Source organism: Gammaproteobacteria bacterium, from assembly GCA_028819075.1.
GTDB lineage: Bacteria > Gemmatimonadota > Gemmatimonadetes > Longimicrobiales > Gaopeijiaceae > BD2-11.
Genome location: JAPPMM010000019.1, coordinates 105728 through 117728 on the forward strand (window position 1 = coordinate 105728; position 12001 = coordinate 117728).

Here is a 12001-nt window from a genome sequence, read left to right on the forward strand (position 1 = left end):
GAGCAGACGCGTGCCCACGACCAGCGACAAGTTCCCCCGCTGCAGCTTCTGCGGAAAGACCAAGGACTCCGTCAAGAAGTTCATCTCCGGGCCTCAGGTCTACATCTGCAACGAGTGCATCTCGCTCTGTAACGAGATTCTCGCAGAAGAGGAGGAGCGCGAGGCGGTGTCCGTGGTGGTGCCCACCATGGTGCCCGCGGAGATCAAGGCGGCCCTCGACCAATACGTCATCGGGCAGGAGGAGGCCAAGAGGGCGCTGGCGGTCGCGGTCTACAACCACTACAAGCGCGTCAACCACCAGGGGCAGATCGACGATGTCGAGATCGACAAGGCGAACATCCTCCTGGTCGGGCCCACGGGCGTGGGCAAGACGCTGCTGGCACAGACGCTCGCGCGCATCCTGAAGGTGCCCTTCACCATCGCCGACGCCACCACGCTGACCGAGGCGGGCTATGTGGGCGAGGACGTCGAGAACATCCTGGTGCGCCTGCTTCAGGCCAGCGACTTCAACATCACGGCCTGCGAGCGCGGGATCGTCTACGTCGACGAGCTCGACAAGATCGCGCGCAAGTCCGAGAACCCGTCGATCACCCGGGACGTCTCGGGCGAGGGTGTGCAGCAGGCGCTGCTGAAGATCCTCGAAGGCACCGTCGCCAGCGTGCCCCCCCAGGGCGGACGCAAGCATCCGCAGCAGGAGTACCTGCAGGTCGATACCCGCAACATCCTCTTCATCTGCGGCGGCGCCTTCGACGGGCTGGAGGAAATCGTCGAGCAGCGCATCGGCCAGCGGCGCATCGGCTTCGGCAAGAGTTCCGCGGAAGGCACCGGCGACTACCGCAACCGCGACGATCTGGTCAGGCTGGTCGAGCCCGAGGATCTGCAGCGCTACGGGCTCATCCCCGAGCTGGTGGGGCGGCTGCCGGTCTCGGTAGGCCTCTCGGAACTCGACGAGGACGACCTCGTGCGGATCCTCGAGGAGCCCAGGAACGCCCTGGTCAAGCAGTACCGCAAGATGTTCGAGCTGGAGGACGTGGGGATCACCTTCGATCGCCAGGCACTGCGCGAGGTGGCGAAGAAGGCTGCCGACCGGGGCACGGGAGCGCGGGGGCTGAGGGCGGTGCTCGAGGAAGTGATGCAGGACGTGATGTTCGAGGTGCCGTCGCGGCACGACGTGCGCGAGATTGTGATCACGGTCGAATCGGTCATCTCGGGGACCCCTCCCCTGCTGGTGCTCGAAGGGGAGCGGCAGAAGAAGGAGGCCTGAGGAAGCACCCGCGAGAACCCATGATCATTCGCAGCGTCGAGTTCGCGGGCAGCCACGTCGATCCCGGCGTGTCGATCGCGCCCGAGCTGCCCCACGTCGCCTTCTGGGGCCGCTCCAACGTGGGCAAGTCATCGCTCATCAACCTCCTCCTCCGGCGCACGCGCAAGAAGGTGGCGCGCGTGTCGGCGCGCCCGGGGAAGACCCAGACCCTCAACTTCTACATCGTCAACCACCGCTTCGTGCTGGTCGATCTTCCGGGCTTCGGCTACGCGAAGGTGTCGCGCACGCTGCGCGAGAGCTGGCAGCGGCTGGTGCGCGACTACCTGAAGCGAAGTCGCGAGCTGGCCGGGGTGGTGCTCCTGATCGACGCCCGCCGCGATGCGGCGCCCGCGGACCTCGCCGCGGTCGAGTTGCTGGGTGAGGTCGGCTTGCCCGCCCTGATCGTAGTCACCAAGATCGACAAGACGCGAAAGAGCGCCCGGGAGCAGCGGATCGCGCGCCTGCGCGAGCAGCTTGCGGTGTCGAGGGACCAGTTGGTGGTGTCGTCCGCGCGCACCGGCGAGGGGCGGGACGAGCTCCTGGGCGCGATCGGGGGTCTGCTGGACGCCGGCGGCTGAGGTCCGCGGCGCGCGGACGCCCACATGGGCTCAGGGCAGGAGGACGATCCATGCGCGACCAGGATATGGCAACCCCAGGCCGCCGGTGGATCGTGGCGCTGGCATGCCTTGCCGCGTTAGCTACGCCGGCCGCCGCGCAGGAGCCCGAGGAGGAGGACCTGGTTCCGGCCGGCTTCGGGACCCTGCTGCAGGACGAGGTGTCGCTCTCGCTCCGCTCCCAGGATCTGCTGATCAAGGCCACCCCGCTGGCAGAGGAGGTGACGCGGCTCACCGCACCCGATACCCACGCCCGCCTCTCGGCGCTGGCCGCCGCGCACCGCGAGACGCTCGAATTCCAGACGCGGTCGACCGACCCGGTGCTCTTCCTGGTGTCGGTGTTCAGCTACCAGCCCGACGTCACCTACCAGCCCGAGGACATCAATATCGTCAACCAGGGGATTCGCGAACGGCCGCTGGCCATTCAGGCGATCACCCCGGGATGGGGCGTGCAGCGGCTGGACCAGCAGGAAACGCAGATGGCGATCTACGCCTTCAGCCCCTTCATCAACCTCGACCTCGACCTCGAGATCGAGTACAGGGACGCGCGCAACGCCGGCTGGCAGCGGATTCTGACCGTGCTGGAAGCCGAGCGCGCGAAGGTGCGGGCACGGGCGGGGGGCTGGTAGCCCTGGCGCTGCGGCGTTACTCGAGGCCGTAGCGGCGGATCTTCCGGTACAGGGTTCGTTCGGCGATGCCGAGCAGGCGCGCCGCGTGCCGGCGGCTGCCGTCGACCTTCTCGAGCGCGGCCAGGATGGCCTGCCGCTCGATGTCCTCCAAGGTCATGCCCGGCTGCAGAACGATGCCGCCGGGCGGGGCCGCGGGTTCCGGCGGTTCCGGTTGGGGCGGTCGTTCGGCGGGTTCGGAGGCGTCCTCCGAGGCGGCGGGCGAAGGGGCGGGGGGTTGGTCGGGCTCCGCGGCATGGTCGGGAGGGCGGTCCGTCGCGGGGGCTTCATCCGGGGATTCGCCGGCCGCGGGGGCGGTGGAAGCGTCGTGGCCGGAGGGGGCGTCGAGGACGGGGATCGCCGCTTCAGTGGCCTGGCCGGGCTCTGCGGGCGGAGGTTGGTCGAGCCCGGTGGCGGGGGCGTCGACGCGCGGGGCGACGATCTCCACGCGGCCGGTCTCCTCGGGGAGCAGCGCCTCGTCGAAGCGGTGTTCCTGCCGGTAGGCCTCGAATTCCCGGCGCAGGTCGTCCATGTCCACGCGCAGTTCGACCAGGGTGCGGAAGACGAACTCGAGCTGCGGGCGAAGCTGGCCGGAATCTCCTTCCCCGGGCCCGGGACCCGGCGTGGGGACGGGAAGCAGGGGCGACGAGCCGGGGGAGCGCACCTGGGCTGGGATGTCGTCGGGGCCGATCTCCCTGCCGGGGGAGAGCACGACCATGCTCTCCACCAGGTTGCGCAGCTCGCGGACGTTCCCGGGCCAGGCATACTCGCATAGAATGCGCATGGCGTCGGCATTGATGCCCGCGAAGCGGCGGTCGTTGCGGGCGCTCACCTCCGCGACGAAAGCCTCCACCAGGCGGGGAATGTCGGCCTGGCGGCGGCGCAGCGGGGGCAGCTCGATGTGCAGGACGTTGATGCGGTAGTAGAGGTCGCGGCGGAATCGTCCCGCTGCCACCTCGTGGCGAAGATCTTGGTTGGTCGCGGCGATCACGCGCGCGTCGACCCGGATGGGCGCCTCGCCCCCCACGCGCAGGAACTCCTTCTGCTCGAGCACGCGCAGGAGCTTGGTCTGGATGGCGGGCGGTATCTCGCCGATCTCGTCCAGGAAGATGGTGCCCCGGTGGGCCAGCTCGAAGAGCCCCCGGCGCGAGTCGATGGCACCGGTGAAGGCGCCCTTCTCGTGGCCGAAGAGCTCGCTCTCGAGCACCGTAGGGGAGAGCGCCGCCACGTTGACCGCGATGAAGGCCTTATGCCGGCGGGGCGAGAGCGCGTGCACCCCCCGCGCGAAGAGTTCCTTGCCGGTGCCCGACTCGCCGGTGATGAGCACCGTCGAGTCGACGGGCGCGATCTGCACGACGCGCTCCAGCGCCTCACGGATGGCGTCGGTTTCCCCGACGATCCCGGTGAGCCGCTGCAGGCGGCGCCGTTCCAGCAGGGTGTGGGCGATGAGGAGCACCTCGTCCGGGTCGGCCGAGGAGGCGAAGGTCTCCGCCAGGCCGAGGGCGCCGAGTTCGCGCTCGCGGCCGGGCGCGGCCACCCCGAACACCGGGACGTGCAGCCGGTCGCGGGCCTGCGCCGCGAGCTCTCCCGCCGATTCGGCCAGGGCGTCGGTGAGGACCAGCAGGACGCCGGCGCCCGGGTCCAGCTCCTCGCGCGGGGTGACCAGTTCCACACGGTAGCCGGACGACTTGAAGGCGCCCCGGAGCGCACCCGCGGTGGGCAGGTGGTGGGTGCTGATCAGGACCGTGTCCTTCACGGGGATGCGGAGGTGCGGGGGGCGTGCGAGACCGAGGTGCCGCGCGAGAGTTCGACGGCGTGCTCGAGGACGGGGTCGAGGATCTCGAGCCCGTCGCGCACGCCGCCGGTGCTGCCGGGGAAATTGACGATCACGGTCCCCCCACGGAACCCGGCCACGCCCCGCGACAGGTTCGAGTAGGGGGTCTTGAGCGCGCCCCGCGCCCGGAGAGCTTCGGCGAGACCCGGAGCCTCCCCGTCCAGCACCGCCAGGGTGGCCTCGGGGGTGACGTCGCGGGCGGTGAAGCCGGTTCCCCCGGTGGTAAGGATGACGTCCGCGTCCAGGCGGTCGGACCAGTCGAGGAGCACCGGCACGATGGCGGCGGTCTCGTCCGGGACGACCGTGCGCGCGACCACCTCGTACCCGCGCGCCCGGCACCACGACTCGATGGCGTCCCCGCTGGTGTCGGCGCGCTCACCCCGGACACCGAGGTCGCTGGCCGTCAGGATCGCCACGGTCAGGGGGCGGGGGGTTGTCGGGTCGCCGGTCACCTCATGGGCCTCCGTGTCAGCGCCGGATCGAGCCGCGGCGGTAGAAGGGGGGGCGGACCACCACGGCGGGGACATCCGCGCGGCGGATGCGCACGGCCACCTGCGTGCCGGGGGCGGCGAGGGGGGTGGGGAGGTAGCCCATGGCGATCCCCTCTCCCAGCGACGGGCTCACCGTCCCGCTGGTCAGGGTTCCGGCGAGCTCGCCCTCCGCGACGATCTCGTAGCCGGGCCGCGGGAAGCCGCGTTCCAGCAAACGCAGCCCGACGAGGCGGCGCGGAATCCCCTCGGCCTTCTGGCGCACCAGCGCGTCACGCCCCGAAAAGTCGCCCTTCCCCGGCTTCACCACCCAGCCCAGCCCCGACTCGAGCGCGCTGTGTTCCTCGTCCAGATCGTTGCCGTAAAGGGCGTATCCCATCTCGAGCCGCAGAGAGTCCCTGGCACCCAGGCCCGTGGGTTCCAGACCGTGCTCGGCACCGGCTTCGAGCAGCGCGCGCCAGACCGCCGGCGCGTCGCCGGCCTCCAGGTACAGCTCGAAGCCGTCCTCTCCGGTATACCCGGTGCGCGCCACCATCGCCGGCACGCCGGCGACTTCGCCGGTGGTGAAGCGGTAGTAGCCTACAGCGTCCAGGTCCGCTCCGGTGAGCCGGGCGAGGATGCCCGCGGCCGAAGGCCCCTGCAGTGCCAGCAGGGCGGTGCGGTCGGAAATGTCGCGCACTTCGCAGTCGAAGCCGGACGCGTGCCGCGTCACCCACGCCCAGTCCTTGTCGCGGTTGGCCGCGTTGACCACCAGCAGGTAGCGGTCCTCGAAGCGATAGACGAGCAGGTCGTCCAGCACGCATCCCGTCGCGTCGCAGAATGCGGAGTACTGCGCCTGCCCCACCTCCATGCGGCCCGCGTCGTTGGTGGTCAGCCACTGCACCAGGTCGAGAGCCCCGGCGCCGCGCACCTCGAATTCGCCCATGTGCGAGACGTCGAAGAGACCCGCGCGCTCGCGCACCGCGTTGTGCTCCGCGCGGATGCCCCGGCGATACTGGACCGGCATCTCGTATCCCGCGAAGGGCACCATCCTGCCGCCGGCCCGAAGGTGTTCGTCATGGAGCGGCGTGCGGGCGAGCCCCGCGCTCATGGAGTCCCTCTTCCGGTCATCGGCTGCCACCTCCGGTCATTCATCATTGCAATCCTCTCCCAGCAGTGCGATCAAGAGTGCCTTCTGGGTGTGCAATCGGTTCTCCGCCTCCCGGAACACGCGTGAACGGGGGCCTTCCAGGACCGCCTCCGTGACCTCCTCGCCGCGGTGGGCGGGGAGGCAATGCAGGAAGATCGCTCGTTCGGAGGCCCGCGCCATCAGCGCGCGATCCACGGTAAAGCCCGAAAAAGCGTCTCGGCGTGCATCCGCCTCGCCCTCCTGTCCCATCGAAGCCCACACGTCGGTGGTGACCACATCGGCGCCCTCGGCGGCCTCGCGCGGCGATCGGGTGAGGTGCACGGGGGCGGCCGCGCGGGCGCGCGCCACGATCTCGGGGTCCGGGTCGAAGCCCCGGGGGCACGCCAGCGCCAGCTCGAAGCCGAGAATGGACGCGGCGTTCAGCCAGGAGTTGGCCATGTTGTTTCCGTCTCCGATCCAGGCGACGCGAATCCCGTCGAACCCCGGCCCGAACTCCTCCTGCATGGTCATCAGATCGGCGAGCAGCTGACACGGGTGCAGGAGGTCGGTGAGGCCGTTGATGACCGGAATCGGCGCCCAGCGGGCCAGTTGCTCCACCTCCTCCTGATCGAAGGTGCGGATCATGATGCCGTCCACGTAGCGCCCCAGGACGCGCGCGGTGTCGGCGAGCGGCTCGTCGCGTCCGATCTGCGTGTCCACCGCGGAGAGGAAGAGCGCCTGCCCGCCCAACTGGACCATGCCCACCTCGAACGCCACCCGGGTGCGGGTGGAATTCTTGCGGAAAACCATCGCCAGGGACTTGCTCCGGAGCGGCGCGCGCGGACCCTCTCCGGCCTTCAGGCGCCGAGCGTGCTCCAGCAAGGACGCCAGTTCGTCGCGGGTGAAATCCTGTAGGGACAGAAAGTCCTTCTTGCGGGCTGGGGTCATGGACTCGGGAAGGCGATCTTCGGATCGGAGGACCGTTGGAGGATGGCTGCTCCAGTCTGCCATTTTGGCAGACGCGCCCCCAAGCTACCAAGGACGGCTGTGCCGGGGAAGCCGCCCAGGGGGCAGGAGCCTGCCATTTTGGCATAAGGTCACGAATCCGCATCTGATGCGACCGGTCTGGAAGCGATTCGATGGGGTCGAGCGGGTAGGACCGATCCTTGACGTAGTGATTCTCGCCCGGACGCGGCGGGAGCGTGTGGCTACCCTTCCCCCGGGATCACGTCCAGGATCCCGATCCGCTCGACATCGACCGGGCTCGAGTTGCACGGGCCGCAGACACCTCGTATCACGTTTCTGCCGACGCCGTCGTCATATTTCTACCTCTGATATAGTTGCTATTCTGCCGATACATGCGTCCTTTTTCTGCCGTTTTTGGTTGCGTAGTCAATCCGGCGAGTCTAGTTTCCTGGTGGACGCGCGACTCTTCCCGAAGCCCGACTTCCTGTTCCGCCAGACCCACCAAATGAGACGATACCTCCCCAGGACCGTGGATCGGGAGATGCGCGAACTCCTCCGCGCCACCGGTTGCGTGGTGATCGAGGGCGTGCGGGGTTGCGGGAAAACCACGACCGCGAGGGAGTTTGCAGCGAGCGAAGTCCTGCTCGACATCGACGAGGACGCCCGGCACCTCGCGGAAGCCGACCCGGCGGAAGTGCTGAGAGGGTCGCCGCCGCGCCTCATCGACGAGTGGCAACTGGAGCCGAGGATCTGGAACCACGTGCGACGGGCTGTCGATGACCGGCGCACTGTCGGCCAGTTCATTCTCACCGGGTCGGCCATCCCCGCGGACGACGCCACCCGGCACACAGGAATGCGCCGCATCGTCCGGCTTCGCCTGCGCCCCATGTCGCTGCACGAAACCGGACGGTCGTCGGGCGCGATCTCGTTGACGCGCCTGCTTGCGGGGGATCCTCCCGGGGCCGGAGACCACACCATTCCCGTCGGCGAGGTCGCGGAGCTGATCTGCCGGGGAGGATGGCCCGAAACCGTGGACTGGCCGCTTGCGCGCGCCCTGCGGGCGAATCGCAGCCAGGTGGACGAGGTGGCCCGCGTGGACATTCGGATGGTGGATGGCGTCCGCCGGGACCCACAACGCGTGAGGCTGCTGCTGCGTTCCCTGGCCCGCAATGTCGGCACCGCCGTTGCGAAATCCCGACTCGTCGCCGACGTGGGGGCCCGCGACAACGGGGGCATGAAGCCGCACACCGCCGCGGACTACCTCAACGCCCTGGAGAGGGCCATGATCGTCGAGAACCAGCCGGCGTGGGCAACCCACCTGCGCTCGCGGGCGGTCCTGCGCAAGCGTCCGGTCCGCCACTTCGTCGATCCGTCCCTGGCCGCGGCTGCGCTGGGAGCCGATCCCGGGCGATTGCTCAGGGACTTCAGCTTCCTCGGTTTTCTCTTCGAGTCGATGGTCGTCCGCGACCTCCGGGTGTACGCCCAGGCCGCCGACGCCGAGGTCTTCCACTACCGCGAGGACGGACGCCTTGAGGTGGATGCCGTGGTGCAGGCCCGCGACGGACGCTGGGCGGCTTTCGAGATCAAGCTGGGGCCGAGGATGATTGAGGAGGGCGCCCGCAATCTGCTCAGGCTTCGTAACCGCGTGGACCCGCACCTGGTCGGACCGCCCCAGGCGCTGGGGGTGATCGTGGCGAGAGGATACGGCTACGAGAGGGCGGACGGAGTGGGGGTGATCCCGATCGGGGCACTCGGGCCGTAGCAGCGCGCCTGATTCAACGCGATCCGGCACGGGTGCATCGCCGCTCGAATGCTGCGGCGAGTCACTCCACCGGCCGCTAAAGGATATATCGGCGCAGGTCCTCGTCCTCCGCGATCTCCTCCAGGTGCGTGCGCACGAACTCGCGGTCGACGACGAGCGGGCGCTCCATCTCCTCGCTGGGCAGCTCGAAGAGTACCTCTTCCAGGAGCGTCGTCATGACGGTCTGCAGGCGCCGGGCGCCGATGTTCTCCATCCGTTCGTTCAGGCGCGCGGCGATGCGCGCGATCTCCTCGACGCCGCCGGCCGTAAACTCGGCCCGTGCACCCTCGGTCTCGATGAGCGCCTGGTACTGCACCAGCAGGGCGTTGCGCGGCTCCTGCAGGATGCGCTTGAAGTGTCCTTCGTCGAGGCTGTGCAGTTCCACGCGGATGGGAAAGCGGCCTTGGAGCTCCGGAATGAGGTCGCTGGGCTTGGAAACGTGGAAGGCGCCGGCGGCGATGAAGAGGATGTGGTCGGTGCGCACCAGCCCGTACTTGGTCTGGACGTTGCAGCCCTCCACCACCGGCAGCAGGTCGCGCTGGACCCCTCCCCTGCTGACGTCGGGCCCGTAGCCGCCGCGGTCGCCCGCGATCTTGTCGATCTCGTCCAGGAAGATCATCCCCATGTCTTCCGCGCGGATAAGCGCCTCGTTGACGACCTCGTCCATGTCCACGAGCCGGTCCAGTTCGTCCTGGATGAGGATGCGGCGCGCTTCCGCGACGGTCACGCTGCGTCGCTTGGTGCGCTTGGGAAGCATCTCCTGGAGCATCTCGGAAAAGTTGTATTCCATGCCCTCCATGCCGCCCATGGGCACCATCATGCCGTCGATGGCCGGAGCCTGGCTGACCTCCACCTCGACTTCCCGCTCCTCGAGCTGCCCGTCCCGCAGCAGGCTGCGGAGCTTCTCGCGGGTGCGCTGCCGACGCATGATGAGGCGCTCGTCCTCCTCGCTCAGCTCCTCGCCGGCGGCATGCTCCTGCACGCCATGAGGACCGGCGACGAAGACCTTGGGAACGCCGTCGGCGACCACCACGGGTCCCGCCGGAGGGGTGCGCCCGTCCATGGGCGGAAGCAGCAGGTCGAGAAGCTGTTCCTCGACCCGGCGCTCGGCTTCTTCCTGGACGCTGTCCTCGCGCTCGGCGCGCACCATGTTCACCGAGGTGTCGACCAGGTCGCGGATCATCGATTCGACATCCCGGCCCACGTATCCCACCTCGGTGAACTTGGACGCCTCGACCTTGACGAAGGGCGCGCCCGTCAGCCGGGCCAGGCGGCGGGCGATCTCGGTCTTTCCGACACCGGTGGTGCCCATGAGGATCAGATTGTTGGGCAGGATCTCGTCCCTCAGTTCGTCCTCGACGCGCTGCCGGCGCCAACGATTGCGCATCGCGATGGCGACCGCGCGCTTGGCCTCCTCCTGGCCCACGATGTACTTGTCCAGCTCCGTCACGATCTGGCGGGGCGTGAGCTGCTCGAGCCAGTCGGGCACGGCGTCGGTCTCGGCCGCGGCTGCGGAAGGCGCCGTGGGCTCCGTCGTTGAAACAGCCATCACAACCTCTCGGACTCGGACCCCAGGTCCAGAACCGTAATCTCTTCGTTGCTGTAGACGCAGATTTCGCCGGCGATCGCCAGGCTGGCGCGCACGATCTCCGAAGCGGAAAGCGGGGCATGCGCCCTGAGCGCGCGAGCCGCGGCCAGGGCATAGGCGCCTCCCGAGCCGATCGCCACCACCTCGTCGTCGGGTTCGAGGACGTTGCCGTCTCCTCCGATCAGGAACAGGTGTTCGGTGTCGGCCACCACCAGCAGGGCATCCAGGCGACGCAGCGCGCGATCCGTGCGCCAGTCCTTTGCCATTTCCACGCAGGCGCGCGTCAGGTTGGAGGGGAACTGCTCCAGCTTGGCCTCCAGCGTTTCGAAGAGCGTGAACGCGTCCGCGACCGCCCCCGCAAACCCGGCGAGGAAGCGGCCGTCCTTGAGCGTACGGACCTTGCGGGCCGCGGTTTTCACGATGGTGTCCCCCATCGTGACCTGACCGTCGGCCCCCATGGCGACCTGGCCCCCCTTGCGGACCGCGAGCACGGTGGTGCCGTGGAAACTCTGCGTGGTCATGTGTTCTCGGGTCTGGTGAGGGAAGGAAGCCGCGAAGCCCCATGTGCGAATGGGAGGATCAGCGAGCGAAAGATGCATCCAGTCATGCCAAGAGTACACCCGGACGAGGAGCGGGTGCGGTCGATGGCATCCGGGAATCCGCGCGAACGGGGGTCCCGACGGGTCAGGCGGGCTCGGGTCCCGCCGCGTCAGGCACGCGGGTGCGCGCCGCGGTAGATGCGCTTGAGTCGTTCCCTGGATGTGTGCGTGTAGATCTGCGTCGTGGAAAGCGAGATGTGGCCCAGCAGTTCCTTGACCGACACCAGATCGGCACCGGAGTCGAGGAGATGGGTCGCGAAGCTGTGCCGGAGCGAGTGAACGGAAAGCCCCTCCGCCTCTGCCCCGCGTTCCAGCGCACTTCGCACGACATACTGGATGGAGCGCCGCGAGAGGCGGCGGCCGTGGCGGCCTACGATGGCGGCGCGGCGGTCGCCGTCGTTCAGCGATACCACGCGCTCCCGGTGCGGTTCGTAGCGCCTGAGCGCCCGGACCGCGGCCCCGGTCAGCGGGACGATGCGCTCCTTGCGGCCCTTCCCCATCACGCGCACGCGGTCGGAGATCAGGTCGATGCGGTCGCGATCGAGCCCGTGGAGCTCGGCCAGGCGCACCCCGCTTCCGTAGAGGATCTCCAGGATGGCCAGGTTGCGGGTGCCGAGAAAGGTGTTCTCGGCCGCGCGCGCCTCTGCAACACGGAAGACGGCCTCCGCGTCGGCCTGCGACATGTGTCCGGGAAGGCGCTTGTCGGCGCGGGGCGTGCGCAGAGCGCGCGCGGGATTGCTCTCGATGTGTCCTTCGAGGTGCAGGAAGCGAAAAAGGGAGCGGAGCGCCGAGAGCTTGCGCCCGGAGGTGCGCCGGGAAAGCCGGCGGCGGCGGCAGTGTCCGAGGAAGCCCCGGAGGGCGAGTCGGTCGACGTCGGTCCAGTTCCAGCCGGCATGCCCGGTGTAGTCGGCGAAGAAGCGCTCGAAGTCCCGAATGTCGCGCCGGTAGCCGGAGACCGTGTTCGGGGAGAGTTGTCGTTCGTCGGCCAGCGACCGCAGAAACTCGCCGGCCTCCGGACTCACGCTCACGCGGCCC

At 69.0% G+C, this 12001-nt stretch carries 10 protein-coding genes and 2 pseudogenes; 4 read left to right on the forward strand and 8 right to left on the reverse strand.

What is annotated here, in order from left to right:
- Positions 1–10 precede the first annotated feature (10 nt).
- From clpX to OXU32_04985, 3 genes are read left to right on the forward strand one after another with little or no spacing between them, the layout of a single operon-like run.
- On the forward strand, positions 11–1264 hold the full coding sequence (gene clpX / locus OXU32_04975; protein ID MDE0073322.1) for an ATP-dependent Clp protease ATP-binding subunit ClpX: 1254 nt from the start codon (positions 11–13) through the stop codon (positions 1262–1264).
- Positions 1265–1284: 20 nt separating this feature from the next.
- Positions 1285–1881: a ribosome biogenesis GTP-binding protein YihA/YsxC gene (gene yihA, locus OXU32_04980; protein ID MDE0073323.1), complete on the forward strand. Its 597-nt coding sequence runs from the start codon at positions 1285–1287 to the stop codon at positions 1879–1881.
- A gap of 50 nt (positions 1882–1931) precedes the next feature.
- A complete protein-coding gene (locus OXU32_04985; GenBank protein MDE0073324.1) occupies positions 1932–2546 on the forward strand; it encodes a hypothetical protein in 615 nt (204 codons plus the stop codon).
- 16 nt (positions 2547–2562) lie between these two features.
- Here the strand turns inward: OXU32_04985 and OXU32_04990 are convergent.
- From OXU32_04990 to argF, 5 genes and pseudogenes are all read right to left on the reverse strand, one after another.
- Positions 2563–2706 (reverse strand): annotated as a pseudogene (locus OXU32_04990) (helix-turn-helix domain-containing protein).
- A gap of 771 nt (positions 2707–3477) precedes the next feature.
- Positions 3478–4038, reverse strand: a pseudogene (locus OXU32_04995) (sigma-54 factor interaction domain-containing protein).
- A 296-nt stretch (positions 4039–4334) separates the two neighbouring features.
- Complete coding sequence (locus OXU32_05000) at positions 4335–4868, reverse strand: MogA/MoaB family molybdenum cofactor biosynthesis protein (protein MDE0073325.1); 534 nt, start codon at positions 4866–4868, stop codon at positions 4335–4337.
- A 16-nt stretch (positions 4869–4884) separates the two neighbouring features.
- Positions 4885–5994 (reverse strand): glycine cleavage system aminomethyltransferase GcvT, encoded by a 1110-nt coding sequence (gene gcvT / locus OXU32_05005; protein MDE0073326.1) that lies wholly within the window; start codon positions 5992–5994, stop codon positions 4885–4887.
- 36 nt (positions 5995–6030) lie between these two features.
- Entirely contained in the window at positions 6031–6960 is a 930-nt protein-coding gene (argF, locus tag OXU32_05010; protein ID MDE0073327.1) for an ornithine carbamoyltransferase, read from the reverse strand.
- Positions 6961–7519: 559 nt separating this feature from the next.
- Here argF and OXU32_05015 point away from each other — a divergent pair.
- Positions 7520–8740, forward strand: a complete 1221-nt coding sequence (locus tag OXU32_05015) for a DUF4143 domain-containing protein (GenBank protein MDE0073328.1) — start codon at positions 7520–7522, stop codon at positions 8738–8740.
- Between the two features lie 76 nt (positions 8741–8816).
- Here OXU32_05015 and hslU read toward each other — a convergent pair whose 3' ends face one another.
- The 3 genes from hslU to OXU32_05030 form a co-directional block, all read right to left on the reverse strand.
- Positions 8817–10328 carry an ATP-dependent protease ATPase subunit HslU gene (gene hslU / locus OXU32_05020; GenBank protein ID MDE0073329.1) on the reverse strand — a complete coding sequence of 504 codons (1512 nt, stop codon included), beginning with the start codon at positions 10326–10328 and terminating at the stop codon, positions 8817–8819.
- Positions 10328–10888, reverse strand: coding sequence for an ATP-dependent protease subunit HslV (gene hslV / locus OXU32_05025; protein MDE0073330.1), 561 nt, complete (start codon positions 10886–10888; stop codon positions 10328–10330). The genes hslU and hslV overlap by 1 nt, the downstream gene beginning before the upstream one ends.
- Positions 10889–11076: 188 nt before the next feature.
- Positions 11077–11988, reverse strand: coding sequence for a tyrosine-type recombinase/integrase (locus OXU32_05030; GenBank protein ID MDE0073331.1), 912 nt, complete (start codon positions 11986–11988; stop codon positions 11077–11079).
- Positions 11989–12001: the final 13 nt, after the last annotated feature.